General features: G+C 66.8%; 23 protein-coding genes and 1 riboswitch. Of the genes, 6 read left to right on the top strand and 17 right to left on the bottom strand.

Annotation, left to right across the window (positions count from 1 at the left end; all coding sequences use genetic code 11):
- Positions 1-5: 5 nt before the first annotated feature.
- Genes tilS through dacB form a run of 3 tightly spaced genes read right to left on the bottom strand, consistent with a single transcriptional unit; the run spans position 6 to position 3,459 of the window.
- Positions 6-1,049 (bottom strand): tRNA lysidine(34) synthetase TilS, encoded by a 1,044-nt coding sequence (gene tilS, locus ACLQ3J_RS13460; RefSeq protein ID WP_169622825.1) that lies wholly within the window; start codon positions 1,047-1,049, stop codon positions 6-8.
- Positions 1,025-2,056 carry a zinc-dependent metalloprotease gene (locus ACLQ3J_RS13455; protein WP_425903566.1) on the bottom strand — a complete coding sequence of 344 codons (1,032 nt, stop codon included), beginning with the start codon at positions 2,054-2,056 and terminating at the stop codon, positions 1,025-1,027. The genes tilS and ACLQ3J_RS13455 overlap by 25 nt, the downstream gene beginning before the upstream one ends.
- A complete protein-coding gene (gene dacB / locus ACLQ3J_RS13450) occupies positions 2,053-3,459 on the bottom strand; it encodes a D-alanyl-D-alanine carboxypeptidase/D-alanyl-D-alanine endopeptidase (protein WP_378528766.1) in 1,407 nt (468 codons plus the stop codon). Before dacB ends, ACLQ3J_RS13455 begins: the two co-directional genes overlap by 4 nt.
- Positions 3,460-3,623: 164 nt before the next feature.
- Between dacB and ACLQ3J_RS13445 the strand changes: the two genes are divergently transcribed.
- On the top strand, positions 3,624-4,115 hold the full coding sequence (locus tag ACLQ3J_RS13445) for an inorganic diphosphatase (protein WP_169622806.1): 492 nt from the start codon (positions 3,624-3,626) through the stop codon (positions 4,113-4,115).
- 108 nt (positions 4,116-4,223) lie between these two features.
- Here the strand turns inward: ACLQ3J_RS13445 and ACLQ3J_RS13440 are convergent, their stop codons facing one another.
- Positions 4,224-5,054, bottom strand: coding sequence for a crotonase/enoyl-CoA hydratase family protein (locus ACLQ3J_RS13440; RefSeq protein ID WP_169622807.1), 831 nt, complete (start codon positions 5,052-5,054; stop codon positions 4,224-4,226).
- 103 nt (positions 5,055-5,157) lie between these two features.
- Here ACLQ3J_RS13440 and ACLQ3J_RS13435 point away from each other — a divergent pair, with 103 nt between their 5' ends.
- The gene (locus ACLQ3J_RS13435; protein ID WP_169622808.1) at positions 5,158-5,631 is read left to right on the top strand and encodes a YbaK/EbsC family protein; all 474 of its coding nucleotides are present in this window, start codon (positions 5,158-5,160) and stop codon (positions 5,629-5,631) included.
- Between the two features lie 227 nt (positions 5,632-5,858).
- The gene (locus ACLQ3J_RS13430) at positions 5,859-6,377 is read left to right on the top strand and encodes a winged helix-turn-helix domain-containing protein (protein ID WP_169622809.1); all 519 of its coding nucleotides are present in this window, start codon (positions 5,859-5,861) and stop codon (positions 6,375-6,377) included.
- Between the two features lie 56 nt (positions 6,378-6,433).
- On the opposite strand, the gene ACLQ3J_RS13425 is transcribed toward ACLQ3J_RS13430, so the two are convergent.
- Both ACLQ3J_RS13425 and ACLQ3J_RS13420 read right to left on the bottom strand, forming a co-directional pair.
- Positions 6,434-7,027: a hypothetical protein gene (locus ACLQ3J_RS13425; protein WP_169622810.1), complete on the bottom strand. Its 594-nt coding sequence runs from the start codon at positions 7,025-7,027 to the stop codon at positions 6,434-6,436.
- 196 nt (positions 7,028-7,223) lie between these two features.
- Positions 7,224-8,537 (bottom strand): aminotransferase class V-fold PLP-dependent enzyme, encoded by a 1,314-nt coding sequence (locus ACLQ3J_RS13420; RefSeq protein WP_425903563.1) that lies wholly within the window; start codon positions 8,535-8,537, stop codon positions 7,224-7,226.
- A gap of 69 nt (positions 8,538-8,606) precedes the next feature.
- Positions 8,607-8,723, bottom strand: a riboswitch (SAM riboswitch).
- 217 nt (positions 8,724-8,940) lie between these two features.
- Between ACLQ3J_RS13420 and ACLQ3J_RS13415 the strand changes: the two genes are divergently transcribed.
- Both ACLQ3J_RS13415 and ACLQ3J_RS13410 read left to right on the top strand, forming a co-directional pair.
- Positions 8,941-12,846: a Pls/PosA family non-ribosomal peptide synthetase gene (locus tag ACLQ3J_RS13415; RefSeq protein ID WP_425903562.1), complete on the top strand. Its 3,906-nt coding sequence runs from the start codon at positions 8,941-8,943 to the stop codon at positions 12,844-12,846.
- Positions 12,843-14,192, top strand: coding sequence for a M1 family metallopeptidase (locus ACLQ3J_RS13410; RefSeq protein WP_425903560.1), 1,350 nt, complete (start codon positions 12,843-12,845; stop codon positions 14,190-14,192). The genes ACLQ3J_RS13415 and ACLQ3J_RS13410 overlap by 4 nt, the downstream gene beginning before the upstream one ends.
- Positions 14,193-14,227: 35 nt before the next feature.
- On the opposite strand, the gene ACLQ3J_RS13405 is transcribed toward ACLQ3J_RS13410, so the two are convergent.
- The 10 genes from ACLQ3J_RS13405 to ACLQ3J_RS13360 form a co-directional block, all read right to left on the bottom strand.
- A complete protein-coding gene (locus ACLQ3J_RS13405) occupies positions 14,228-14,857 on the bottom strand; it encodes a hypothetical protein (RefSeq protein WP_425903558.1) in 630 nt (209 codons plus the stop codon).
- Positions 14,858-14,890: 33 nt separating this feature from the next.
- Positions 14,891-16,177 carry an MlaD family protein gene (locus ACLQ3J_RS13400; RefSeq protein WP_425903556.1) on the bottom strand — a complete coding sequence of 429 codons (1,287 nt, stop codon included), beginning with the start codon at positions 16,175-16,177 and terminating at the stop codon, positions 14,891-14,893.
- On the bottom strand, positions 16,174-17,244 hold the full coding sequence (locus ACLQ3J_RS13395) for an MlaD family protein (protein ID WP_425903554.1): 1,071 nt from the start codon (positions 17,242-17,244) through the stop codon (positions 16,174-16,176). The genes ACLQ3J_RS13400 and ACLQ3J_RS13395 overlap by 4 nt, the downstream gene beginning before the upstream one ends.
- 29 nt (positions 17,245-17,273) lie before the next feature.
- Positions 17,274-18,380: an MCE family protein gene (locus ACLQ3J_RS13390; RefSeq protein ID WP_425903552.1), complete on the bottom strand. Its 1,107-nt coding sequence runs from the start codon at positions 18,378-18,380 to the stop codon at positions 17,274-17,276.
- Entirely contained in the window at positions 18,377-19,426 is a 1,050-nt protein-coding gene (locus ACLQ3J_RS13385) for an MCE family protein (RefSeq protein WP_425903550.1), read from the bottom strand. The genes ACLQ3J_RS13390 and ACLQ3J_RS13385 overlap by 4 nt, the downstream gene beginning before the upstream one ends.
- 5 nt (positions 19,427-19,431) lie before the next feature.
- Complete coding sequence (locus ACLQ3J_RS13380) at positions 19,432-20,469, bottom strand: MlaD family protein (protein WP_169653237.1); 1,038 nt, start codon at positions 20,467-20,469, stop codon at positions 19,432-19,434.
- Positions 20,466-21,770 carry an MlaD family protein gene (locus tag ACLQ3J_RS13375; protein WP_425903548.1) on the bottom strand — a complete coding sequence of 435 codons (1,305 nt, stop codon included), beginning with the start codon at positions 21,768-21,770 and terminating at the stop codon, positions 20,466-20,468. The genes ACLQ3J_RS13380 and ACLQ3J_RS13375 overlap by 4 nt, the downstream gene beginning before the upstream one ends.
- A gap of 3 nt (positions 21,771-21,773) precedes the next feature.
- On the bottom strand, positions 21,774-22,628 hold the full coding sequence (locus ACLQ3J_RS13370) for an ABC transporter permease (protein WP_169653235.1): 855 nt from the start codon (positions 22,626-22,628) through the stop codon (positions 21,774-21,776).
- Positions 22,629-23,462: an MlaE family ABC transporter permease gene (locus tag ACLQ3J_RS13365; RefSeq protein WP_169622820.1), complete on the bottom strand. Its 834-nt coding sequence runs from the start codon at positions 23,460-23,462 to the stop codon at positions 22,629-22,631. It abuts the gene before it with no gap.
- Positions 23,463-23,862: 400 nt separating this feature from the next.
- On the bottom strand, positions 23,863-24,492 hold the full coding sequence (locus ACLQ3J_RS13360) for a TetR/AcrR family transcriptional regulator (protein ID WP_425903547.1): 630 nt from the start codon (positions 24,490-24,492) through the stop codon (positions 23,863-23,865).
- A 203-nt stretch (positions 24,493-24,695) separates the two neighbouring features.
- Between ACLQ3J_RS13360 and ACLQ3J_RS13355 the strand changes: the two genes are divergently transcribed.
- A complete protein-coding gene (locus ACLQ3J_RS13355) occupies positions 24,696-25,961 on the top strand; it encodes a cytochrome P450 (protein ID WP_425903546.1) in 1,266 nt (421 codons plus the stop codon).
- 20 nt (positions 25,962-25,981) lie between these two features.
- On the opposite strand, the gene ACLQ3J_RS13350 is transcribed toward ACLQ3J_RS13355, so the two are convergent.
- Positions 25,982-26,915: carbon-nitrogen hydrolase family protein (locus ACLQ3J_RS13350; protein ID WP_425903545.1), on the bottom strand; the 934-nt coding region annotated here is incomplete at its 5' end.

The raw sequence follows: 26,915 nt of genomic DNA, 5'->3' as shown, positions 1-26,915 counted from the left end.
TTCCGTCAGTCGTCCGCGCACCGCTGCTGGTCGACGAACTCCATACTCAGCCTGCCACGCCGACGCAGCACCACCAACCTGGTCCCCGCTCCCGGACCCCGGCCCACCGCGACGGGCCCCTGCCCGTGCCAGAGCACCACCAGATCGTCGATTGCGCGCAGCGACTTGTCGTTCGGCGCGGGTGCACCGCGTCCGAGCAGCCACAAGCGAACCGCCCGGCGGCGGACCGCGGCGGGTGCATCGGTGAGCACCGTCACATCGAGTGAGCAGTCGGCCGCGGGCTCGCGCGGGGTCGCGGCACGGGCCAGCAGGCCGGCAGCCGCTTCGTCGAGCGCCTCCCCGTCGTCCCGAAGTTGCGCGGCGGTGCGAGCGAGCGCCGCGGCGACTCCGCCACCGAGGATCTCCTCGAGCATCGGGAGGGCCTCGGTCCGCAATCGGACGCGAGTGAATCGCGGGTCCGCGTTGTGGGGATCCTCGTACGGGAGGTAACCGAGTTCGCCGCATGCGCGCCGGGTGACGCTTCTCCGTACGCCGAGCAGGGGTCTCCCCCACGGGGCGTCGAACGGCGCCATTCCGCAGATCGAGCGAAGCCCCGAACCGCGGCCGAGACCGAGGAGGACCGTCTCGGCTTGGTCGTCGAGAGTGTGGCCGAGCAGGACCGGCATTCCGCCGCGCGCCTCGTCGAGGGCCCTGTACCGGGCGGTACGAGCAGCCGCCTCCAGCCCTCCGGGGCCGGTAACGTCCACGGCCACCACCCGGACGGAGGCGCACCCACGCGCACGCGCGAAATCGGCGGCGCGCGCGGCGACGTCCGACGAGCCCTCCTGCAGACGATGGTCGACGACGACGGCGTGCACCTCGTCGGCCTCGGCCACGGCCGCCGCTATCAGCGCTGCGGAGTCGGCGCCACCGGACAGCGCGACGGCCACCGCGCGCACGTCGTGCGTGGACAGCCAGGCGCGCACCGCCAGCCGGACCTCGTGGATTGCGGGCAGTTCGGGCAGTCGCGGAGCGGGCGGCACGGTCAGCCCAGCACCCGTGCGATCCAGGCGTCCGGGTGATCGATCTCCGTGAGGGTCGGGAGCGCGTCGGGGCCGGACCACACCGCGTTGAACTGCGCCATGCCGGCCTTCGCGACGACGGCGTCGACGAACCTCTTGCCGTGCACGTACTGCGCCATCTTCGCGTCCACGCCGAGAACGACGCGGATCACGCGGTGGATCGGGTTTCCGTTGCGGCGACGCCGGCTGTCGAACGCACGGCGGATCCGTGCCACCGACGGAACGACGGACGGCCCCACCCCGTCCATGACGTGATCGGCGTGGCCTTCGAGCAGCGTTCCGAGCGCCAGCATCCGGTCGAGCGATTCGCGTTGCGGTTCCGCCTGCGTGGCACGCAGCAGTCCGACCATGCCGCGTTGCGACATCGGCTTCTCGCCCGGAGTGCGCAGATCGCGGGCGGCGGCCACGAACCTGCTCACGACCTCACCGATCGGCTCGTCGACCGCTGCCGTGAGTTCGGCGGTGGACTCGCGCATGATGTCCGCCATCCAGGGAGCCTGCTCGAACTGCACGCGGTGGGTGACCTCGTGCAGACACACCCACAGGCGGAAGTCCGAGGTCGGCACCTTCAGTGCGCGCTCGACGGCGACGACGTTGGGTGCGACGAGCAGCAGCGTGCGCGAGAACGGGTCGTACTGACCGAGGACGGCCGACGCGAGGTACGCGAGCATCGCGCCTGCCTGCGCGCCCGCGGGCTTACCGAGCCAGCTCCCGCTCCGGTCGGACCCGGTGAGGTCCGCCATCGACTCCGCCGCGGCCCGCACCCAGTCGGGGCGATCCACGACGCGCGCGGGCGGCGGCACCGTCCCGTCGCCCATCCCGGTCTGCTCACGCACCGGGCCTTCGGCGCGCTCCGCCGCCGCGTACAGCTCCTCGATGGCGGCGTCACGGGTATACCCCGACATCGCGGGGCCGGAGCGCGTGAGCCGGGCACCGACACCCGCCGCGAACTCCCAGTCGATCGCGTCGCCGATGCCCCGCTCCTGTTCGCTCATCGGCAGCCGCATCCCCGGAGTACGGCCGCGACGTCGTCCAGCGCGGGTCGTGCTTCGTTGGGGAACCGATCGTTCGACATGAGTGCGAACGTCAGTACCCGGCCATCGACGTCCACGACGTATCCCGTAAGCCCGCTCACAAGACTCAGTGTGCCTGTTTTCGCGCGGACCCACCCGGCTCCGGCACGGGCAGTGGTGCCGTAGCGGTCGCTGAGCGTGCCGGTGGCACCCGCGACCGGCAGGTAATCGAGCATCGGACGCAGGGCCGGAGCGTCCGGGCCGGCGGCGCGCGCGACGATCGAGTCGAGGACCCGCGCCGGGATGCGGTTGTCGAGGGACAGGCCGCTGAGGTCCTGAAGCGTGACTCCGGAGGTGTCGATCCCGGCGCCCTGAAGAGTGCGGGTCACAGCTTCGACGGCACCGGTGAACGTGGGCGCGCTACCCGACGAGATCGCGATTTCCCGTCCGATGGTTTCGGCGAGCACGTTGTCGGAATGCTGCACCATTTGTTCCAGTCGTGTCCGCAGCGGTGCGGACTGAACCGATGCCATGGGCGCTGTACCCGGTGAGGCCGTCCCGATCGTGACCTTCTCGGGATCGGCGCCGAGTGCGGCGGCGAGCGCTCGCCCGGCGTCGAGCGCAGGAGTAGCCGAACGCGGCGACTCGTCTTCGAGCGGCCGCAGGCGTCCCCCGTCGAGCATCACCGGTTCGATGGGTGCGACGAACCCGTCCCCGACATCGGTGGCGTCCCATCCGACCGCGAGCGGGTCTCCGCTGAAGATCCCGACATCGACGACCACGGTGTCGACGACGGCTCCGCTGCGCTGGATTTGCTGCGCGAGATCGGCGATGCGGGGACCACCGGGGTAGAAACCGTCTTCGCCGACGGGCTGAGCGGTGAGGGTGGGGTCGCCACCCGCGACGAGGACGATCTCGCCGGGACGGGAGCCCTCGACCACCCGCGTCGTGATGCGGTGATCGCTGGGCAGGCCGAGCAACGCGGCCGCGGTGGTGAGGATCTTCGTCGTGGATGCGGGTGTCATCGGCCGGTCCGGGTCCTGGGACCACAGGACGGTCCCGGTGGCCGCATCGGTGACCGATCCGGTGAACGATCCGAGCGCCGGGTTCTTCACGGCTGCGTCGAGCGCGGCGGCCAGGGCCGCGGGGACCGGAGCCGGGGCATCGTCCGCCACCGGCGCGACCGCGGGGTCCGCGACGACCGGTGCGGGAGCGGGCGCGATCGTCGCGCTGGCAGTGGTGCGCACGTCGTAGACGGCAAATGCGCCGCCCACGACGAGTGCGAGAAAACCGGCGGCCCAGATACCGAACAGGATCCGGATGTTCCGGCGCCGACGTGTGACCAACGAACCCTGCTTCTTGATCTTTTCCTGCCCCGCCAACACGCCTCCGCTGTGTCCTGCACACTCGCGCCCTGGTGGCCGCCTTCGTGGTCCGGTACCTGCGTCGTCCAGACTAGCGCCGCGCCCGTTATCCTTTCTCCGGACCATCACCGCAGATACGGATGTCGTATCGGCGAGCGAAAACACCGACGAAGTGAGGCAAGCGCGTGGAGTTCGAGGTCACCATCGAGATCCCCAAGGGGCAGCGGAACAAGTACGAGGTCGATCACGAGACCGGCCGCGTCAAGCTCGACCGCTACCTCTACACCGCGTTCGGGTACCCCGCCGACTACGGGTACATCGAGAACACTCTCGGTGAAGACGGCGATCCGCTCGACTGCCTCGTACTGCTCCCCGAGTCGGTGTACCCCGGCGTCATCGTCGATGCCCGTCCGGTCGGCATGTTCAAGATGGTCGACGAGGCCGGTGGCGACGACAAGGTTCTCGCGGTCCCCGCAGGTGACCCGCGGTGGGATCACATCCAGGACATCGGCGACGTGCCGCAGTTCGAACTCGACGCGATCAAGCACTTCTTCGTGCACTACAAGGATCTCGAGCCGGGCAAGCACGTCGAAGCCGCGGACTGGACGGGCCGCGCCGACGCAGAGGCCGAGGTCACTGCCTCCATCGCGCGCTTGAAGGACAACGGCGGCCACTGAGCCTGCCGCAGAACACCTGAGTGTCCTGCAACGACGAATCTCCCGGATGATCCACGGATCGGCCGGGAGATTCGTCGTGTCGGGGGTGTGCCGGGGTACCGGCCGTCGTCACTGTCCCTTGAACTCGGGCGGGCGCTTCTCGAAGATCGCCTTGATCGCCTCGCCGAGATCCTCCGAGGGCAGGAACGCCGCATTCCATGCCGCGACGTAGCGAAGGCTGTCGTCGACCTGCGCCGAGCGGCTGTGGTCGAGGACGTCCTTGATCCCGTGCACGACCAGCGGCGGGTTCGCCGCGATTTCCGCAGCGGTCCGGTGGGCCGCGGCGAGGACGTCGTCGGCGTCGGCGAAGACGTCGTTGACGAGACCGATCTTCTCGGCGCGCGCAGCGTCGATGTCCTTGCCGGTGAGGGCGAGTTCCCGGACGTGCCCGTCACCGATGATGTACGGCAGGCGCGCGAGGGTGCCGACATCCGCGACCATGCCCACCTTCACTTCGCGGACGCTGAACTTGGCGTCGGCGCTCGCGTAGCGGATGTCGGCCGCGGTGATGAGGTCGACACCGCCGCCGATGCACCAGCCCTGGATCGCCGCGACGACCGGCTTGCGGCAGTCGGCGACGGCCGTGATGGCTGCCTGCATACGCTTGACCATCCCGTGGAACTCGGTGCGCGCCTTCGCGCGGGCACCGTCTGCGAGGACCGCCGCGAGGTCACCACCCATCGCGACGAGGTCGAGGCCGAACGTGAAGTGTTTGCCGGCGCCGGCCAGCACGACGGCACGCACGTCCGGATCTGCGTCGAGTTGGGCGAACAGGACGGGCAGCTCGGACCACAGGTCCGGGCCCATCGCGTTGCCTTTGCCGGGACCGATGAGCGTCACCTGGGCGACGTGGTCCTTGTGCTCGACGGTGAACGCTTTCCAACTGGTGTGATCGGTCATTACTCGAGAGTAATGTCCCTCGTCGGCGAGCACTGCCACCGCCCCGAAACTCCTCGGGCGTTTCGCGTATTCGTCCCCGATGAGCAGGTCCTACTCTTGACTCATGAGCAGGTTCTGGCACCCGAACGTGGCCCGTGTCGCCGACACGCTCATCGCTCGTGGACACCACGGGCTCATCACCAGGCAACCCGACTCCGTGACCACCGCGGAACAGGCCGCGGCGGCGGTGGGAGCCGACGTGGGCTCCATCGTGAAGTCCCTGGTGTTCCTTCTCGACGACGAACCGATCCTGCTCCTGGTGTCGGGCGCACACCGGGTCGCACTCGACCGCACCGGCGAGCGCCTCGGCGGCACCCTGGCGCCGGCACCCCGCTCGGTGGTCGTCGAGGTCACCGGCCAGCCTGTCGGTGGTGTCGCCCCGCTCGGACACCCCACCAACCTCCCGACCTACATCGATCGGTCACTGAAGGACCACGCGGAACTGTGGGCGGCGGGTGGATGCGCCAACACGCTGTTTCGAACCACGTACCGCGAACTGATGCGCGTCACGGCGGGAATCGACGTGGACGTGGATTGAAGGGGTACCGCTCGGCTACCACCCGAAGTGCCACGCGCGGTACACTTCGACTCATGACCGACCGAGCGTGGAGCCGCAGGCACGTCGACCTGTGCCGCACCCGCTCGAGCCTGTGTGCGCGCTGAGATACGCACCAGCCCTTCTCCTTTCCCGGCAACCGCGATAGTCACCCGCGGCATATGCGTCATGCGGCGCGCCGATGTCCATTCTCCGAGCGGAGTCTTCGAATGACCACCGACCACCTCGAACGCGCAACCGGCACCTCCTCAGTCGATGAGCCGGAACTCGTTCTCATCGTCCAAGTTTCGGACACGGGCGCTGTCCACCCCGGCGACCTCGCGGCACTCGCCGACGCGCTCCGCGAAACAGCGACCGGCCTTCTTCCCGGCGCACGCACCCACACGCTCCTCAGCCCGGGGCCCGCACCGCTCGTGGTGGACCTGCCCGCTCGCGGCCTGGTGCTCGACGGCAGCCGAGTAGAGCTGAGCCACACCGAATTCGAGATTTTTTCGTATCTCGTCGATCGCCCTCACACAGCGGTTCCCCGATCGACTCTGCGTACCCTCGGTGCCGGCTACATCGATCCCGAACGCGGCAACCGGGGCGTCGATGTACACGTCTCCCGTATCCGGTCGAAACTCGGCAGGTTCGGCGACATCGTCACCACTGTCCGAGGCGCCGGCTACCGCTTCGACCCCGACGCGCGCGTCCACGTCGTCACCCCTCTCCACCGACGAAGCGCCTAGAGCACAAGCGAAGGGGCAGGAGAAATCTCCTGCCCCTTCGCTCGTCCCAGTTCGGCCTACGACGCGCGTGCCGCGGGACCTGCCCCTTCACCGAACCGTCGCAGAACCTCCACAACAGTCGGTGACACCGTCAGCAGTCCGCGGGCCTCGAGCCACGGGAGGGTGCCGTCGACGAGATGTTCCACCGTGAACGGCGCCGTCGACGGAATCAGCGTGACGCCGTCTGCCACCCCGACGGAATGGATGTCGGCGATCAGGCTCGCGAGCCCGTGCGGCGTTCCCACATAGGACAACGTGCTCGGACCCCGACGGGCAATCCCGTCGGTCCGAGCGTGGCGGATCCGCGCGGCACGTGCATCGGGATCGACGACCACCTCGAGGTCGACGAGCACCGTCACCGCATCGGGGTCGCGGCCCTCCGCGACGGCCTCGGTACGGATCCGGTCGCGAATCTTCGCTGTTTCCCGCAGGTCGGCGGCGCGAACCCGGATTACGTTGCCGGACGGCGCGGCAGGGTCGAGCGGAGGATCGGCGGGACGGCCGACGGTGAGATCAGCCCAGTAGTCGGGTCCGGATTGCCCGGAGAGTTCGACCGCGACGCGCAGCAACCGCCGCGTCCGGTCCCGGTACGTGGAATCGGTATCGGACATGAGTAACCTCTCGAATGAGCCGCGATGCGGCAGCAGCTGAAAAGCGTGCGGAGAGAACTCAGTCCGGACAGGTACCGGAGGCGGTGCGGCACAGATCGACATGCCGGCGGCACCAGTGCGCCGTTGCAGTCGCCTCCGAGGTCATGACGAGAACCCTACCTACCCCATGGGGAATTGTCGACCACAACACTCACGCTCAGATGCATTGCGACGCACCCTCTCCCGACTGCGCGAGTCCGGGCCGGGTTTCCGGTGCCGGGCTCCACACGCCGCCGGTCTTCGCGTGCGTCCACGCAGGTCCTTGCGCGACCAGAGTGCGCAGCGCGGCGAGCAACCGGTCCACGTCTGCCGACGAGCTGCCCAGCCCCAGCGACGCGCGCACCGCCCCACCCGGGCGTCCCACGCGTGCGAGCAGCGGGTGCGCGCAGAAACGCCCGTCGCGCACTCCGATTCCGTGCTCGGCCGAAAGGTACGACGCCACCTCACCCGGTTCGTATCCATCCACGGTGAAGGTCACGATGCCGACGCAGTCTTCCGAGTCGTCCCACAACTTCAGGATCTCGACGCCCTCGATGCCGCTCAATCCGTCGACGAGCAGGCGGCACAGTTCTTCCTCGTGCCGCGCCGCGGCCTCGGTGTCGAAACCGCCGAGGGTGTCGCATGCCGCGGCCAGGGCGGCAACCCCGAGTACGTTCGGTGTTCCGGCCTCGTGTCGCGCAGGGGCACAAGCCCATTCGGCACCGTCGAGAGTCACCTCGCGCACCGCGCCGCCACCGGCGAGGTACGGCTCGGCGGTGTCGAGCCAGTCGCGGCGTCCCACGAGCACTCCGGCGCCGAACGGGGCGTAGAGCTTGTGACCGGAGAAGGCGAGGTAATCGATTCCGTCGGCGGTGAGATCCACGCTGCGGTGGGGCACCAACTGCGCACCGTCGACGAGAATCCGCGCACCGCACGAATGAGCGAGGGCGGCGAGCTCGGAGATCGGCAGCACTTCACCGGTCACGTTGGAGGCACCCGTGACGGCGAGCAGCGCGGCCGGCGCCCGGTTCAGCTCCTCGGCGATACGCTGCACGGTCTCCGCGATCGAGTCGGCCGCCACGACAACCCGGGAGTTCTTCCACGGGAGGAGATTCGCGTGATGCTCGATATCGAGCACCACGACGTCACCGGGCACCGCACCCGCCAGCAGGTTCAGCGAATCGGTCGTGTTGCGGGTGAAAACGACGACCTGATCGGTGTCGGCACCGACGAAGCGCGCCACCGACTCTCGCGAATCCTCGTAACTCGCGGTGCTCACCCGCGAGGCGTATCCGGCGCCGCGATGGACGCTCGCGTAGTACGGCAGCAACTCGGCGATGCGTTCGGTGACTGTGGCGAGAGCGGGTGCACTCGCCGCGTAATCGAAGTTGACGTAGGTGCAGGTGCCGCCCTGCACGAGCGGCACCTGCACATCACATCCGGAGACGTGTGCGAACGGCGCGATGCAGGCGGTGGCAGATGCAGCAGTCATGACAAAATCCCTCGTCGATCCAGGGACCCGTCGGTAATCGCCACGACGAAGGGAAACGATCGCCGGCGGAGTCCGCGCTTGCCGTGTCCGGTATTGGAATCACAGCCAGGTCGTCACCCGGAGCACCCCACCGCGGAGGAGGGTTGCCGACCAGCAAGCCGGGGCTCGATGCTGGTACTCATGACCTGCCGAAGAGGATTGCAGTCGGGCGGTCCCGTGTCAAACCGGATGTGGTGCGCCGACCGCGACAGTGCGGACGAACGCCGCGGACCTGCCGAAATACCGCCTCCGAGTCGGCCGGGGCGCGACACACCCGGGCCCTGCGATGTGCCCCGACGTTCACCTCGTGTCCACTTGAACGTGAGATAACCGGAGCACCATCGAGTAGAAGGACGCCGCGGACTTGCCTGCCCCACTCCCCGCTGAACCCCGCAGCTCTGTGATCCCCGCAGAGTTTCTTCGCGCGTCACACGCACCGCCGGCCCGCACCCTCGTCGACATCCTGCGCGCGACCGCCGAGGCGCATCCCGACGCACCGGCGATCGACGACGGCACCGGCGTCATCGGCTACGCGGAACTGCTCGAGAAAGTCCGGGTAGGCGCGTACGCCCTCCTCGACGCCGGGGTCGGTGCGGGCGATCGGGTCGGGGTTCGGATGACCTCGGGCAGAGCCGAACTGTATGTGACCATCCTGGCGATCCTGGCCGCGGGCGCGGCCTACGTTCCCGTGGACGCCGACGACCCGGACGAACGCGCCGACCTGGTGTTCTCCGAGGCCCGGGTGACCGCCGTCGTCACCGACGACGGCATCGGTCCCGGTACCGCTCCCGTACGGGCCGACCCGCCGCTGCGCGGTCCACGGCTCGAGGACGATGCGTGGATCATCTTCACGTCGGGGTCGACCGGCACTCCGAAGGGTGTGGCGGTGACCCACCTCAACGCCGCCGCGTTCGCCGACGCCGAAGCGCGATTGTTCTGCCGAGACGCTCCGATCGGGCCGGGAGACCGGGTACTGGCCGGCTTGTCGGTCGCATTCGACGCCTCGTGTGAGGAGATGTGGCTCGCGTGGCGCCACGGCGCGTGCCTGGTGCCCGCTCCGCGCTCATTGGTCCGGTCCGGCATGGACCTCGGCCCGTGGCTGATCTCGCGTGACATCAGTGTCGTCTCCACCGTGCCGACCCTCGCCGCGATGTGGCCGGCCGAATCTCTCGAAGCGGTGCGGCTGCTCATTTTCGGCGGCGAGTCCTGCCCGCCGGACCTCGTCGAACGGCTTGCCGTTCCGGGACGAGAGTTGTGGAACACCTACGGTCCGACGGAAGCCACCGTCGTCGCGTGCGCCTCACTCATGGACGGCTCCGGGCCGGTCCGCATCGGGCTGCCCCTCGACGGCTGGGATCTCGCTGTCGTCGACGCCGAGGGCAACCCCGTCGCCGAGGGAGAAGCCGGTGAACTCGTCATCGGCGGCGTGGGACTGGCGCGATACCTCGACCCGGCGAAGGACGCCGAAAAGTACGCGCCCATGCCGAGTCTCGGATGGTCGCGCGCCTACCGCAGCGGTGACCTCGTCGTGCTCGACCGGCAAGGACTGCTGTTCCAGGGGCGTGCCGACGATCAGGTGAAGATCGGCGGACGCCGCATCGAACTCGGTGAGGTCGACAATGCCTTGCAGAACCTGCCGGGCGTCGCCGGCGCCGCCTGCGCCGTCCGTACGACGGCGACGGGACACTCGGTTCTCGTCGGCTACCTCGCCTCGACGGACCCCGACTTCGATCTCGCGGCCGCGCACGACCTCCTGTCCGAGCAGCTTCCTGCCGCCCTCGTGCCCCGGCTCGCCCGGGTCGACGAACTCCCCACCCGAACCTCGGGGAAAGTGGACCGCAACGCCTTGCCGTGGCCGCTCCCCGGCGCAGACGCCGACTCGATCGACGCCCTCGGTCTCGACCCCACCGCCGCGTGGCTGGCGGGGTTGTGGACGGACATCCTCGGCGCTCCCATCGACGGCCTGGACGACGATTTCTTCGAACTCGGCGGGGGTTCGCTCGCAGCCGCCCAGCTCGTCACCGCCATTCGTGCCCGCTACCCGGAAATGACCGTCGCACAGCTGTACGACCGGCCACGCCTCGGGTCCCTCGCCGTCTACCTGGACGAACTGGCTCCGACGACCGCTGCCACGCACCGCGTGGTCGCTCCGGTGTCCCGTCGCGCACAGTTCGCGCAGATCGTCGCGACCGTGCCGCTCATGACGCTCACCGGACTGCAGTGGGTCGTCTGGCTCGCGATCCTCAACAACGTCGTCAGCCTGGTCGTCGACGTGCCGTGGACGGTCACCCTGTCGTGGTGGTGGACCGCGTTCGGTGCCGCCCTGTTCCTTACCCCTCCCGGGCGCATGGCGCTTGCCGTCGTGGGAGCGCGGCTGCTGCTCCGCGATGTGGTTCCCGGAAGTTACCCGCGGGGCGGCTCGGTGCACCTGCGACTGTGGACGGCGCTACGCCTGTCCGACGCCGTCGGAGCAACCAACATTTCGGGCGCCCCGTGGATGCGGAACTACGCTCGTGCCCTGGGAGCGAAGGTGGGACGAGATGTCGACCTCCACAGCCTTCCCCCGATCACCGGGCTCCTCGAACTCGGCGACGGCTGCTCGATCGAACCCGAGGTCGATCTGTCGGGTCACTGGGTCGACGGCGACCTCGTCCACATCGGCACCATCCGGGTGGGTGCCGGCGCGGCCGTCGGTGCCCGCTCGTTCCTCGCCCCCGGTGCGCGCATCGGCAAGAATGCCGAAGTCGAGGCCGGCTCCGCGGTGTTCGGGCGCGTGAAGTCCGGGCAGCACTGGGCTGGGTCGCCGGCCAAGAAGATCGGCAAGGCCGACCGTCCCTGGCCCTCGGAGGCACCACCCCGCGGAGCCCGCTGGATTCCCGTCTACGCCTTGACCTCCGTCCTCCTCGGCGGCCTGCCGATCGCGTCGATCGCGGCAGGTGTCGCGTTACTCGTGTGGTGGGTGCGCGACACCGCGACCGTCGCAGACGCCGTTCCCCGGTCCCTGGCGATGCTTCCGGTCGCGGCGTTGCTGACCATGTTCGTCTTCGCACTCACCACGCTGATCGCCGTGCGACTGTTGTCGATTCGTATGACGGAGGGCTGGCATCCGGTCCGGAGCCGCATCGGCTGGCAGGTGTGGGCCACCGAGCGTCTGATGGATTCGTCGCGCACCTTCCTCTTCCCGCTGTACGCGTCGATGCTCACGCCGGGCTGGCTCCGGCTCCTCGGCGCCGACATCGGCAAGGACGTCGAGGCGTCGACGGTGCTCATGGTGCCCAAGTTCACGAAGGTCGCCGACGGAGCCTTCCTGGCCGACGACACGATGGTCGCGTCGTACGAACTCGGGGGCGGCTGGCTCTACATCTCGCACGCGAAGGTCGGGAAGCGGGCGTTCCTCGGTAATTCCGGTATGGCGGCGCCCGGCCGCCGTGTCCCGAAGCACGGTCTCGTCGCGGTCCTCTCGGCCGCACCCCAGAAAGCGAAATCGGGGTCGTCCTGGCTCGGCAGTCCCCCGGTGCGACTGCGCCGCGCTGCGGGTGAGGGCGATGCGAGCCGCACGTTCGCACCGTCGCCGAAGCTGCGGATCGCCCGCGGTCTCGTCGAGACCTGCCGGCTCGTCCCGATGATCGTCACGTTCGGGATCGGGCTGGGAGTTCTCTTCACACTCAACACGCTCGCGTCGCACTTCGGCTACCGGATCGCCGTCCTGCTCGGCGGTGTGGTGCTGATGGCCGCCGGCGCGGTCGCGTGCCTCGTGACGATCGCGGCGAAATGGCTGATCGTGGGGCGCATCGGCCGAGAAGAACATCCGCTGTGGAGTTCGTTCGTGTGGCGCAACGAAGTATCGGACACCTTCGTCGAGACCGTCGCCGCGCCGTGGTTCGCCCGCGCGGCGACGGGCACCGCGGCCACGAACCTGTGGCTGCGCGCACTCGGTTCCACGATCGGACGCGGAGTGTGGTGCGAAAGCTACTGGCTGCCCGAAGCGGACCTCGTGACGCTGGGCGACGGCGCGACAGTGGAACGCGGGTGCGTTGTACAGACACACTTGTTCCATGATCGGATCATGGCCATGGACACCGTGACTCTCGGCGCCGGCGCGACCCTCGGCCCCCAGTGCGTTGCGCTACCCGCATCGGGGATCGGTGACGGCGCCACTGTCGGACCCGCATCTCTGGTGATGCGCGGCGACGTCGTGCCACCGTCGACCCGCTGGCAGGGCAACCCGATCTCGGCCTGGACGTCCCCGGGCGACTGGTCACCGCGGTGAAACCGATCAAGGCCGCGAAGCCGGTGCCGCCCGTGACCGCCGACCGTCCCCTCGACCCGTACCTTCCGACCAGCGGCAACCGCGGTTACCGCGTGTCGCGGTACGAACTCGATCTCGCCTACAAGATCATGGCGAACCGGTTGGAGGGCCGGGCCGTCATCGTCGCGACGACCACCGATGTGCGGGGAAAGTTCGCACTCGACCTCGCACCGTCGATGCGCGTGTCCAAGGTGACGGTCAACGGGCGACGACCCGCCAAGTTCGTGCACCGCGGCGGCAAGCTCACCGTCACCCCCGCAGACGCCATCCCCGCGGGCGCGGTGCTGACCATCTCCGTCCAGTACGCCGGCACCCCCACACCGCTCCACACCATGTGGGGTGATGTCGGGTGGGAGGAACTCGAGGAGGGCTCGCTCGTCGCGAGCCAGCCCAACGGCGCTCCGTCGTGGTTTCCGTGCGACGACCATCCCGGATCGAAAGCGACCTACCGCATCTCGATCACCACGGACGCGCCGTTCCAGGCGATCGCGAACGGAACGCTCGTCCACAAGACGACCAAATCCAGCCGGACCACGTGGGTCTACGAGCAACCCGAGCCGATGGCGACGTACCTGGCGACCGTGCAGATCGGGCACTACGAGATGCGCGCGATCGCGTCGTCGCCGGTGCCGCAGTACGCGGTGCACCCGTCACGCCTGCGCGACGCGTTCGACAAGGACTTCGGGCGGCAACAGGAGATGCTCGAGTTGTTCACGCGCCTGTTCGGCCCGTACCCCTTCGCGCACTACACGGCCCTGGTGACCGACGACGACCTCGAGATCCCCATCGAGGCGCAGGGTCTGTCCACGTTCGGGGCCAATTTCTGCGACGGGCACAGGACCGAAGAACGGCTCGTGGCACACGAATTGGCTCACCAGTGGTTCGGCAACAGCCTGACTCTGTCTCGCTGGTGCGACATCTGGCTCCACGAAGGTTTCGCGTGTTACGCCGAGTGGCTGTGGTCCGAGAACTCCGGTGGGCCGTCTGCCCAGGCCCTCGCGGCCGACGCGTATCGCGGCCTTTCCCGCAAGCCCCAGGACATCCTCCTCGAGGATCCCGGCGCGAAGGACATGTTCGACGACCGGATCTACAAGCGCGGAGCGCTCACCCTGCATGCGTTGCGCCTGACTCTGGGCGACGACTCGTTTTTCACGCTTCTCCGGACATGGACGTCGGAGCATCGCCATTCCAACGTCACGACGACACAATTCAAAGATCTCGCTGCTCGCTTCTCCGACACCTCGCTGCGCCCCCTCTGGGATGCGTGGCTGGGCCAGAAGGAACTTCCGGCACCCCCGAGAATCTGATCGGCGGAGAATCTGATCGGCGGAGACTGGACGGTTCAGGGCAGATCGACCTGCGACGCGAGCCAGCGACCGTCGACCAGTTCCATGGTCATCACGACGCGGCTGCGGTCGAGCCGCGGCTCGGGAACGAGTGCATTGGTCACGGACTGGTCGATGAACAACAGCACCTCGACCTTCGTCGGTGTCGCGGACTTGATACCCGACTCCACGACGACACCCTCGGCCTGCGCCTGATTGTCGATCAGCAACTGCCGGAGTTGCTCACTCGACTCCGCGTACATCTTCTCGAACTCGCCGGTTGCCCCGTCGAGGACTGCGGCGAAATCACTCTCGAGGTCGGCACCGACCGAGGTGAGGGTGACGGCGTACTGCCGTGCGACGTCGGAGGCCTCACGGGCTGCGCTCTCGACGGCCTTCGCGTCGCGCAGTTGCAGACCGAACACCGCGGCTGTCGCAGTTGCTCCGAGTGCCAGAACCACAAGCACCGCAAACCCGGCCCGGCGGAACGTCCGGGATACCGACGGCCGTCCTCCCCCAGCGGGGTTCGCCGGTGTCGTGCCGTCCGCCTGCGTATCCGGTGATTCGGTGGCGGTGGCATTTTCGGTGACGGTGGCCCTTTCGGTGCCGACCACGTCTTCTCCGACTGTCGCGCTCTCGGTACTCATGTGCGTTCTCCATTCGGACTTTCGGTAACCGGCTCAGTTGACGCTTTCCCAGGGCATGGTCGGACCGCCGTATTCGAGCGGAACCGTCCCGGGCCCGATGGGAGTCGGATCTGCGCGGCGAAGCGGATCTGCACCGGGCGGTAATCCGGCCGCACCTTCCTCTCCCACGGGGCGCGGCGCATTGCGCGCTCCCCGAACGAGAGTCGACGGATCAGGGTTGTTGCAGTACGTGTACAGAAAAGGCTCGGGGAAACTCGGAATCGTCGGCGACTCCCGCGGCAGGTCGTAGTCGCACGAATACCGAGGGTAGATGTTGACGAGAGCCCAGACACCGTCGTCACGGAACGCCGTCATGAGCGCCTCCAACGTGGACCCCTCCCGCTCGCTCGGGAAGAAGAACTCCTCGAGCGCGGGCACCCTCACGTACGCCATCTGCGCGACGGTGGTGAGATTGCCCAGCAGCTGCACCATCGTGGGCGAATTCTCGGCGATGATCGCGTCGGCCGCCGCCATCGTGTCAGGAGCCGTCTGCAGGAACGACCGGAATCCCTCATCCATCGATTCGATTCCACCGAGCGTGTGCGACATTTCGGCCGACACGGCCTGCAGGCCGGGCGCGGCGTCGGCCAGCGTCCCGAGCACGACCTTCCCGGTGCGCAGGAGCGTGCCCGTCTGCGGCAGCACTCCGTCGAGTGCCGAAATGAGGAAGGTGCCGCCGTCGACGATGTCCGACAGTTTCCGGGGTCCCTCCGGTCCGACACCGAGTTCGTCCACGATGGTCTGCAACGACGCCGGATCGATTTGCGCGAGCATGCCGTCCATGTCGTGCATGAGCGCCGACAACGGGACCGGCGTGGTGGTGTCGTCCGACGAGATGTCCGCTCCGTCTTCGAGATACGGACCCTCGTCGGTAGCGGGCCGGAAGTCGAGATACTGTTCGCCCGCGAGCGACAGTCCCGCCACCCGCACCTCACCACCGATCGGAATCCGGGTCCGGGAATCGATTTCCGCCAGCACGACAACGCCGTCGTCGGTCAGGTCCACGGAGGTCACACGTCCGACGGGTACACCACGGAGGGCCACGTCGCGCCCCGGAAGGATGCCGCCGGAATCGTCGAAATGGACTCGTACGCGGATCGTCCCGCCCGACAGCCCCAGATCGAAGACACCGAACACCAGATAGCCGACACCCAGGATTCCGGTCATCACGAGTGCCGCGAGCGACAACCCCAACCGATGGGCGTTTCCGATGCGGACCCCGGACACCACCCCGCCCGCAACCACGTCCGGTACTCGCCGCACTCCTGGCCGGTGGGTCATCCTCCCGCCTCCAGCCGGCCCTGCAGACGTGTCAGCGTGTACGTCAGCGTTCCCACGAAGGCTTGCCAATCCGTGTCGTCGGGCAACCGGCTTCCCGGATCGCCCGGGTGCCCCGGAATCGGCTCGGATCCGATCACCAACTGCTCGAGGTCCGCGTCGGTGTTCGCCGCCGTGCTGCTCGTGACTTTCATGATCGGTGCCAGCAATCTGTTGACGGCGGAGAGCTCGGCCTCCGGATCGGTCGCCGCCGCATTCAGCTCTGCCGCAATGCGGTTGATGTCTGCGATCATGCTGCGGGTATCGGTGTCCTGCACCGCCGGAAATCGCTGGATCTGCCGGCTGATGCGGTCGACTTGCGAGACCAGATCGAGCACCTGCGACGTCTCGGCGGCCACCACGTCCAGTGCGGGCCGCGCCGCGAGTACGACGTCGTCGATCGTCGACCGGCGCTCCGAGATCGTCGTGATCAGTTGATCCGTACGGACGAGCGTCTCCTCGATCTCGTCGGTACGTCGTGCGATCAGCCCGAGCAGTCGCGTCGATTCGTTCACGAGATTCGCGAGGTTGTCGCCACGTCCCCCGACCGCCTCCCCCAGACCGTTGACGATCTTCGTGAAATTGCGGAGGGCACCGCCGTTGACGAGAACCGATGCAGTGGAGAGCAATTCCTCGATGGTCGCTGCCGCCGAGGTCGAAGACAGCGGAATGGTGTCGCCTTCCCGGAGTGGCGTGGCGCCGGTGGCCTCGGGCGGCGGCTGCAAGGCCACGAACACATCGCCGAGGGGGGTGGCCGAACGAAGTTCGGCGGTCGTACCTGCCTCGACGGTCACGCCGCTCGCGATGCGCATCGTGACCACCGCTGTGTAATCCTGCACCACCATCGACGCGACTTCACCGATGTCGGCTCCCGACAACTTCACCTTTGCCTTCGTCGGCAGGTTCAACGCGTTCTCGAAAGTCGCGTACAGTGAATACGACTCGCCGCCCACTCCTGGTTCGGGCAGTGGAAGATCTTCCAATCCGACGGAGCATGCCGTCGTGACGAGCACCGCCGCTCCCGTACCCACGACCGCCACCCGGCGCCACCACGAGCACATCATCTCGGAAGCCCCGCGATTCCCTCGAGCATCGAGGCGATCCCGAATCCCGGACCGAAGTCCTTCAGGGTGCCCGTGCTGCACCCGAGGTCGCGCATCTCGAGAAGAGTGCATACCTGGGACACGAGTTCTCCGTCGAAAAAGACCTTCTCGAGTTGCGCGTGTACCCGGGCGGCCCCGGTCTCCTGATCGATAGCGTTGTACGCGTTGTCCATCAGCAGCGGCGCAAGATCGAGAAACTCGCCGACCTCGTTGCGGTACTCGGCGAGCGCACGGGTGACCGCCTCCGCATTCGTCATCGTGGAGCGAATCGGTTCACGGTTGTCCTGCAGCAGAGAGGTCGCCTGTGCGAGAACCTCTTTGATGTGCGTGCCGGTATCCCCCCACCCGAGATTCGACTCGGCAAGCACCTCGCTCAGCCTTCGGGTCGCCTCTCCGAACTCTCGGATATCCGCGTCGTTCGCGGCGGCGGTGCTGCTCAGGACGGAGAGGTTGTCGACGATCGCGGTCAGTTGGTTTCCGGTTGCGGCACCCTGGTCCGAACTCAGCTTCATCGCTTCGGACAGCCTCCCGAGTGCACTTCTGATCCCGACTCCGTTCCCCGCGGTCATGCCGACGCCGAGGTCGAGCAAACTCGATACCGGACCGTTGCCCTCACCGTCACCCTCGAGTTCCAACGCCATCGTGTCGGCCATCGCCAGCAGTCTGTCGAACTCGATGGGAGTCCGGGTGCGGTCGAGTTCGATGGTGTCGTTGTCCTGCAGCACTTCCCCGCCCGCGTAGACGGGAGTGAGTTCGACATGCCGGTCTGTCAGCACCGAGGTGGACACGGCGACCGCCTGGACGTCCGCCGGGATGTCGGTACCGCCGTCGATCTCCATCGTGACGGCCACGTGAGTACCCCGGGCCTCGATGGTGGTGACCCGGCCGACCGCAATGCCGAGTACCGCGACCTCATTTCCCTCGTAGAGTCCTGCTGCACTGTCGAAGCGCGCGGTGACGGTGATCGAGTCCGGTTCGGCCGATACGCGGCCGGCAACGACAGCAGCCACGGCGACGACCATCGCGGCGATCACCACTGTGACCAGAACGGTCCTCGATCTCATTCGCACTCCCCGAGGTAAGCGGTCAGGCTGGGGTCGCCGGTGTGACCGACCAGAGCGCACAGCCACGAATCGATCATCGGCCCTGCCGGTGCGGTGAAATCGACCTCGTTGGCCGTCCCCGACGCGTTCGCGAAGTTCCTGATCGGTACCGGAAGGATCTGAAGGATGTTGCGGAACAATGCGTCGTTGTTGCTCAACGTGTGCAGCAGCCCGCTGAGGCTCGCTATGAGCGAGTCGATCTCCGTACGGTCGTCGACGACGACCGAGTGAAGGACCTCGACCAGTTCCGCCGTCGAGGTCAGCAACCGCTGGATCAGGTTCTGCCGGGACTCGAGTTCGTGCATCAGATCACGACCGTCCCGCACCAGGGAACCCAGACTGTGTTGCTGCGCGCGCACGATGCTTGTCATCGAGGCGGTGGCTTCCAGAATCGACCCGATCTGATCGCGTCGATCGGCGACGGTGCCCGACAGGCTCTCGATATTCGCCATCACCTGAGGCAACAGCGCGGGGACCCCGTCGAGTTCGGCGGAGAGCGTCTCGAGTGTCGTGCCCAGCCGTTCCGCGTCCACCTGCTCGAACGTCGTGGTTGCGTCGGCCAGGACGGCCTGCAGGTCGTAGGGGACCACGGTGTTCGAGAGCGGAATCCGGTTGTCCGGTAGGGGTGCCGCACCGGCCGGACGAAGTTCCACGTAACGGGATCCGAGCAGTGTGGTGAGCTTGATCGAGGCGATCGTGTCGACGCCCAGATGCACACCTCGATCGATGTCCATCTCGACGAGCACGTGTTGTCCGTCGAGCCGGGTGGCTTCGACCGTCCCGACCTGGATACCTGCGATCGTCACACCGTCACCGGGTGTGATCCGGGCAGCCTGCGCGAACTCGGCTTCGTACCGCACCGAGCCGAACCCTGCACCGGAGACGACCACGGTGGCTGCCAGTGCCACGATGACGGCGAGGACGGTCAGGGTGCCCAGCAGGAGCGGACTTCGGTCCTCGAGCGTGGGTTTCCGCGCTCGCGTGGTTGCCGTCTTCTTCGGCATCATGCGCATCACCCGCACACCGGGGAGTACGTGGCACGGCCCTCGGGCGTGGCCTGCGCGACGAGCGTCGGAATGACGTTGCTCAGAGCGGGTATCAGCGTGACGTTGAAGTTGCACAGGTACGTGCTGAGATAGCTGCCGTCCTGGCTCACCCGGGCGAGGCCCTTGAGCAGCCCCGGCAGGTTCCTCCCGAAATACTCGAACTCCTCCAGGTTGTCCATGTAGTGCCCTGTGAATCCAGGCTCCCTGGCGAGCATGTCGTGCAGATCGGGTTGTATCTCCGCACTCAGCGTGGCAAGGCGGTCGACGGTCGTGGCGATCGAGTCCATCGACTCGATCGTCTCGGTGCGCTGCGCCGACAGTTCCGCCAAGATCGCTCGAGCGCTGCCGATGACGGAGTCGACGTCCCCGCTCTGCGTCGCCAGATCGTTGATCACTCCGTCGAGATCGACAATGATGTCCCCGAGAATCCTGTCGGGCTCGGCCAGGGACTCTGCGAGACGCGATGTTTCGGCCACGAGCGTGGTCACGGACCCGGCGTCGCCCTGCAGCGCAGCGATGATCGCTCCGGTGATCTCGTCCACCTGCTCCGGATCGAGCACGCTGAAGAGAGGTTCGAAACCGTTGAGCAGCACAGAAATATCGAAGGACGGCTCGGTTCGCTCGAGCGGTATCTCGGCGTGTGCGGGAAGCGGGGTCACGGACCCGCCGTCACCGAGCGACAAACCGAGATACCGCTGGCCGATGATGTTCTGATAGGTGATCGCGGCTTCGGTGTTGTCGTACACGACCTGATCCGATTCGATGCGGAAGGCCACGCGCGCAACAGTGTCGTCGAGTTCGATCGAATCGATGCGTCCCACCCGGACACCGGCCATCCGCACGTCGTCTCCCACCCTGAGCCCGGACACGTCGCTGAAGACCGCGCTGTACGGTGTCGTCGAACCGTTCACGCCGCGCTGGAGGGTAACGAGCACGGGCCAGGTCAGCGCGATGGACACGATCAGGAACAGGCTCAGGCCTATCAGCGGTGTGCGGTAGCTCATCTCGGCGCTCCGTCCCCGTCGGGGATGATGCTCACGAGGGCTCCACGCGCCACAGGACCGAGAAGCAACTCGGCCGCGGCCGACGCATCGCCTCCGAGAATCTTGCCGAGGAGCTCCTTTTCCTGCTCGCCGCCGACCGGACCGACGTTGCCGCCGACCGGCACGGTGCTGACGATCGGCGGCTCCCTGTCCAGGGACGAGATCGGCGGCGCGCCCGTGTCCGGTGCGGTGGCGCAGCTCGCGCCCGCGAGGTCACCGTAGCGAGGGCAGTCGGCTCGTGTGTACATGCGGTGCGGTGTGAACTGGAAGATGAACTTGCCCATCCCCCGCTCGTCGCCTTCCGGCCAGAAACTCTCGAACCATTTGTCGGAGATACGGCGCATCCTCACAGTGATCGGCGTGAACGCGGACGACCCGTCCGCCACTACGCCCAGTACAGGCGTCAACGCCGCCGTAACCCCCATCACCGTGTCCGCGTGTTTCTCCATGCCCGTCGCCAGCGACGACAGGGTGCTGGCGCCGGCAGCGAGGAAAGTGTCCAGTTCGGCCTGCTGCTCCGTGATCGTGCGCATCGGAACGACAGCGTGATGGACGGCGTCGAGTAGTTCCGGCGCCGACTCGCTGAGCCCCCGCACCGCGTCCGACAGGGCAACCAGTGTCGACGGTCCTCCGTCGGGCGCGAGGACGGCTCCGACCTCTCGCACAATTCGGTCGAGTTGCGCCCCGGCGGTGACGATGTCGTCTCCACGCCGGTCGGTGGCCTCGGCCACGGCGGCGAGAACACCGAGAGTGTGCTGCATTTCGGCTCTCGCTGTCGCGGCTGTGATCTCGCGAAGCTTCGTCAGTGCGGTCTGCAACTGCACGGTCGACAAGCTGGTGTCCTGGAGGATCGTCGACCCGTCGTGCAGCGGTGGCGCCGCACCGTTGTCGACAAGTTGGACCGACGACACCGCGAAGACATTGCTCGGCACGACGCGGGCCGTCACACTGCCCGGAATACTCTGTGCGTACTCGGGTTTCAACGACATCAGTACGACCCCGGCACGCTCTCCCTCGGGCCGGCGAACGTCGCTGACCTCCCCCACGAGGACCCCGCGGAACTTCACGTCCGAACGGGCAGGCAGACCGTCCCCGATGTCGGACAATGCCGCCTCGACGTCGACCGTCTCCGTGAATCTGCCGTCGACCTTCACGACCACGAGGACCACCAGCGTCACAGCGACGAGCAACGCGACGGCGCCGGCAGTGAACAGCCTGGTGGGGGTCATCTGCCCGGTATCGCTTTCCAGAATGATCGCCATCTGCTATCCCCCGAGCCTCGCACCCGACCCGATGCCCCACAGCGCGACCGTCATGAGGAGATTGACCACGATCATCGCGGAGATACTGGCGCGCATCGCGCGACCGGCCGCGGTGCCTACGCCCTGCGGCCCCCCGGAGGCATAGAACCCGTAGTAGCACTGGATCGTCGTCGTGATGATGACGAAGACAATCGTTTTGAGCAGCGAATAGAAGATGTCCGTGCCGCTGAGCACCAAGGCGAAATAATGCGCGTACGTGCCCGACGAGACACCTCCGGTGAAACCGATGACGGCTTGCACCGCAACGTAGTTCACCGTGAGACACACGAGGTACAACGGAACGACAGCCACGACCGATGCGAGTAGCCGAGTGGTGACCAGGTACGGGATCGAGCGGATCGCCAGTGATTCCATCGCGTCGATCTCCTCGGAGATCCGCATCGCACCCAACTGCGCGGTGAACCGGCAACCAGCCTGCGCCGCAAACGCGAGCGACGCCATGATCGGTGCGAGTTCCCGGGTGGTCGCCGTCGACGCCACCATTCCGGTCGCAGGCTCGAGGCCCAGCAGATGCAGTGCGTTGTAGCCTTCGATCGCCACGATCGCTCCGGCGGACGCTCCCAGGACGATGATCACGCCCGCGGTGCCGCCGCCGACAACGAGCGATCCATTTCCCCACGTGACATCGGACAGGATGCGCAAGAACTCTTTTCTGTAGTGACGCAGCGTCGTGGGGACGGCCGCAATCGCGCGCAGCAGAAACACGACCATGTGCCCGAGTCGCTGGATCGATCTTGCCTGCGCTCTGCCCGCGACGACGAACGGGCGCGTGCCGCGAGGCACGTACCGGGAGGCCACTCAGAACCCCGTCCGCGGGAACAGCAGCACATACACCTGCGTGAAGACGACGTTCACGATCATGAGCAGAAGGATCGAGGCAACGACGGTCGCGTTGACAGAGTTGGCCACTCCCGCGGGCCCGCCCCGGGTCGACAGACCCTTCTGACACGCGACGATGGCGACGATGGCGCCGAACACCGTCGCTTTGATCATCGTCAGCACGAAGTCGCCGATGGTCGCGAACGAGGCGAAAGTCGACACGAAACTACCGGGTGTGCCGTTCATGACGAACGTGTTGAAGAGATAGCCCGAGAGAAATCCTACGAAGCACACCAGCCCGGTCAGGGCGAGCCCGACCACGACGGCGGCGACGAGGCGTGGAACGACGAGCCGGCGGATCACCGACAAGCCCATGACTTCCATTGCGTCGATCTCGTCTCGGATCTTTCGGGACCCGAGGTCCGCGCACACCGCCGAACCGGCCGCGGACGCCATGAGCAGGGCCGCGACCATGGGTGCTCCCTGCTTGATGACTGCCAGGCCGCTCGCCGCACCGGCAAGAGAGGTCGCGCCGACCTGGCCGGCCAGCAAACCGAACTGGATCGACAGGGTCACGCCGATCGGCACTGCGACGAACATCGTCGGCAACGCCGAGGCCGAAGCCATGAACGCGGCCTGCCGAACGAACTCCACGAACGGAAACCGCAGAGTGAAGACATCGATGAACAGATACTGGACAGCGCGGAAACCCAGGACGAATTGACCGCCCACGGTCTCGAGTGCGGCAATGGGGTGACGACGAAGGTATCCCCGTGCCCAACCACCGATCTCGTTGACCGCAGGCGTCGCCATCACCGCTCACCTTGCGTTCCGGCGCCGACCGGACCGGAGCTCAGCGGGAACCGGCAGCGCGACGCCGATCTCGAAATGGTCTGTGCCACGGCCGTTCCCCCTCGACAGTGAGAAAGCGCGTGCGCGGCATTCGCCGGCACACCGAAAGCATCATCGAAAAGTGCTGCACGCGTAGGCATATCGGAGAAACTCGCAAACCGAAGCGATTCTCGGGCATATCGATTCGGGCGACGACCGTCGGGTCACCGACACGACGGCGCGCATCCAGGGGCAGGCTCGACGACCCGCGGGCGACCGGACGTCGAGACGAGATCTTCCCGCTCATAAAGGTAGAAGACAATTCTCATTCGTGCAATGGATGTTTTCGGATTACTTGTCGGCGAGGCCACCACCGTGGCAGTTAGTGCAGGTCGGAGGGACCGCGGACGTTGTCGATCGACCGGTCGGCGGCCTCGTTCTCGAGGACCCCCAGGCACCAGTCGATGAGCTCGATGGTTTCGGCATGCCCCGCGGTGACGCCCAACGCCTCCTCCATGACGACGACGCGGGAAATGCTCGTCATCAGCACCGACACCACGACAGCCGGAATCCTGGACACGTCGTACTCGGTGCGTGCGAGAACCTGCTCGGCCGCGGCGAGCTGACCCACACGGAACAGTTCCGAGTAACGCGCGATTTCCGCGCGCAAGGCGGGACGATGGCGGGCCAGCGCGATGAACTCCATGGTGACCGCAACGCCGGTCGAGTCGGTACTGAAGTTCCACAGCGCCCGCAGAGGGTGGGGCGCGTCCAGGATCGCCGCCTGGATCTGCAGGCCCTCTTCCGCACGACGCCGAAAGACCTCCATGAAGAGGTCGTCCATGGTGCGGAAGTAATAGTGGACCAACTGCGGTTTGAGGGCGGCCTTCTCTGCAACCCGGCGCGAAGTAACTGCGGCGTAACCGCTTTCCACCATCAACTGCTCCGCTGCATCGAGTAGCACCGAGCGATTCTTCGCGTCCGGTGCGCCTATCCGCCTGGACGACGCCATGCCCACCTCCGTTTCGCTGCGGCGGGTCGCCGGTTCGGGCCATGGTAGCCGCGCAAGGAATGTGTCCTTGACCACATTTACGCTTCCATGCTATCCATGTATCCAGCACTGCTAGGCAGGCGCTCAGCATCGGGCGAGGCTGACGTTGATCGGTACTACCGCAGTTGTGCACGTTCCCGTGCGCACGACGTCAGGAGACCCGATTGAACGACTTCGACTCGAAGGACTTCTTCACCGACCCGTCCTTCATTCCCGATCCACACCCCTACTTCGACCATCTCCGGTCCAGGTGCCCCGTGCAGTTCATCGAACCGCGCGGCGTTGTGGCGGTCACCGGCTTCGACGAATGTCTTGCGGTTCTGCGCGATACGTCGACGTACTCGAACATCAACGCCGCGACCGGCCCTTTTCCCGGTATGCCGTTCGAAGCAGACGGTGATGACATCACCGATCAGATCGAGCAGCACCGGCCCGAGATTCCGCTCAACGAGCACCTCGTCACGATGGACCCGCCCAAGCACACCCGGATCCGCAGGTTGCTCGGCGGTCTGTTCAGCCCGAGGCGACTCGAGGAGAACGAAGAGTTCATGTGGCGGCTCGCCGACCGCCTGATCGACACGTTCCACGCCGCCGGCAAGGTCGAACTGCTCAACGAATACGCGCAGCCCTTCGCGCTGTTGACCATCGCAGACCTGCTCGGTGTGCCCGAAGCCGATCACGCCGCTTTCGTCGCGCACCTGTCCACCCAAACTCCGGGCGCGATGGCCGAAGACGGCGCACTCGGCGCCAATCCTCTGGAATTTCTCGATTCCAAGTTCTCCCGCTACATCGAGTCCCGACGAGAGGAACCAGTCGGCGACGTCCTGTCGATACTCGCCGAGTCGACGTACTCCGACGGCGAGACCCCCGACGTGGTCGAACTCGTACGCCTCGCCACGTTCCTGTTCGGTGCGGGGCAGGACACCACCGCCCGACTGATCACCGCATCGTTCAGGCTGATCGCCGAGAATCCCGATCTCCAGAAGCAACTTCGCGAAGACCGCGGTCTCATCCCGCAGTTCGTGGAGGAAGCCCTACGCCTCGAAGGCCCGGTCAAGAGCGACTTCCGGCTCGCGAAGAAGACGACCACGCTCGGCGGCGTCGACATTCCCGCGGGCACTCCGGTCATGGTGTCGCTGCCCGCCGGCAACCGCGACCCCCGGCGATTCCCCGAACCTCACGAGCTCCAGCTCGACCGCGCAAACGCCCGCGAACACATCGCTTTCGGACGAGGAGTGCATTCCTGTCCCGGTGGTCCTCTCGCCAGGGTCGAGGCTCGCGTCACCGTCGAACGCCTCCTCGACCGCATGGCGGACATCAAGATCTCCGAGGAGAAGCACGGGCCGGCCGACGATCGTCACTTCACCTATGAGCCGACGTATATCCTCCGCGGGCTGGCTTCGATCCATCTCGAATTCACACCCGTCTAGTTCGGCACCGGGAGGCCGACTCATACGAGCACCGCTGTCACGTAGTCGCCGGGCAGGGAACCGGCCGCTGCCAGCATCCGCTGACCAGGCGAGACAATCGCGGAACGTCCTGCCGTGGCCCGAAAACCTTCCCCGGTCGCACCGGCGAAGCTCGCCATCGCTACATACGCCCCGCATGCCGCACTGATATGGGCGGCGCGCCGTTGCTGTTCCGCCAACTCCCATCGGTGATGCACCACCCCGCACGCGTACACATCGATATCGAGAGCTGCGGTCGCGTGGACGTGTTCTGCTGTGCCGGTGTCCTTGCAGATACCCAGACCGATACGCCACCCGAGGACCTCGATCGCGGACGCGCCGGGCCCCGGTACGAACCACTTGTTCTCGTCACCGTGCAGATGCGTTTTCCGGTAGGCGATCTCGACACCATTACCGTCGATACGCAGGATTGCGATGAAACGCGCACCATTTTCCGTCACCGGTGCACCGACCAGCGCGCAACCATCCGCCGATCGGCAGGCATCGACAAGCAACGCCACGGCGTCCCCATCCACCTCGACGTCCGCAGCGTCCAGGTGATACCCGGTCAAGGACATCTCTGGAAACACCATGAGGTCGGCACGAGCCGACCGGATCAGATCCGCATGTGCCAGTGCCGACGAAACGTGGTCACCGTCGATCACCGCCGGCTGCCCGACAGCCACACGCAGCAACTCGGCCTTCGTCGTCACAACGTGCATCCTGCCCAATGGCCGGACAATGATCAATAAATGCGAAAAAGGGACCCACTTGTGGGTCCCTTCGTTAAAAACAATTCGAGAAACACTTGTCACCAGAAAACACTGGAGGCCCCCAACACAGTTGGGGGCCTCCAGCAAACGGGTGTTCGGCGGTGTCCTACTCTCCCACACCCTGTCGAGTGCAGTACCATCGGCGCAATGGGGCTTAGCTTCC

This window comes from Rhodococcus sp. DT1, assembly GCF_049844875.1.
Lineage (GTDB): Bacteria > Actinomycetota > Actinomycetes > Mycobacteriales > Mycobacteriaceae > Rhodococcus.
This window is presented reverse-complemented; position numbering and strand designations above follow the sequence as displayed.

Excerpts from the sequence above, each read along its gene's own strand:
- ACLQ3J_RS13360 (WP_425903547.1), bottom strand. The coding sequence starts at position 24,492 with ATGGCGTCGTCCAGGCGGATAGGCGCACCGGACGCGAAGAATCGCTCG.
- ACLQ3J_RS13365 (WP_169622820.1), bottom strand. The coding sequence starts at position 23,462 with ATGGCGACGCCTGCGGTCAACGAGATCGGTGGTTGGGCACGGGGATAC.
- ACLQ3J_RS13435 (WP_169622808.1), top strand. The coding sequence starts at position 5,158 with ATGAGCAGGTTCTGGCACCCGAACGTGGCCCGTGTCGCCGACACGCTC.
- ACLQ3J_RS13405 (WP_425903558.1), bottom strand. The coding sequence starts at position 14,857 with ATGAGTACCGAGAGCGCGACAGTCGGAGAAGACGTGGTCGGCACCGAA.
- ACLQ3J_RS13375 (WP_425903548.1), bottom strand. The coding sequence starts at position 21,770 with ATGGCGATCATTCTGGAAAGCGATACCGGGCAGATGACCCCCACCAGG.
- ACLQ3J_RS13420 (WP_425903563.1), bottom strand. The coding sequence starts at position 8,537 with ATGACTGCTGCATCTGCCACCGCCTGCATCGCGCCGTTCGCACACGTC.
- ACLQ3J_RS13425 (WP_169622810.1), bottom strand. The coding sequence starts at position 7,027 with ATGTCCGATACCGATTCCACGTACCGGGACCGGACGCGGCGGTTGCTG.
- ACLQ3J_RS13380 (WP_169653237.1), bottom strand. The coding sequence starts at position 20,469 with ATGAGCTACCGCACACCGCTGATAGGCCTGAGCCTGTTCCTGATCGTG.
- ACLQ3J_RS13390 (WP_425903552.1), bottom strand. The coding sequence starts at position 18,380 with ATGAGATCGAGGACCGTTCTGGTCACAGTGGTGATCGCCGCGATGGTC.
- ACLQ3J_RS13400 (WP_425903556.1), bottom strand. The coding sequence starts at position 16,177 with ATGACCCACCGGCCAGGAGTGCGGCGAGTACCGGACGTGGTTGCGGGC.
- ACLQ3J_RS13440 (WP_169622807.1), bottom strand. The coding sequence starts at position 5,054 with ATGACCGATCACACCAGTTGGAAAGCGTTCACCGTCGAGCACAAGGAC.
- ACLQ3J_RS13385 (WP_425903550.1), bottom strand. The coding sequence starts at position 19,426 with ATGATGCCGAAGAAGACGGCAACCACGCGAGCGCGGAAACCCACGCTC.
- ACLQ3J_RS13430 (WP_169622809.1), top strand. The coding sequence starts at position 5,859 with ATGACCACCGACCACCTCGAACGCGCAACCGGCACCTCCTCAGTCGAT.
- ACLQ3J_RS13455 (WP_425903566.1), bottom strand. The coding sequence starts at position 2,056 with ATGAGCGAACAGGAGCGGGGCATCGGCGACGCGATCGACTGGGAGTTC.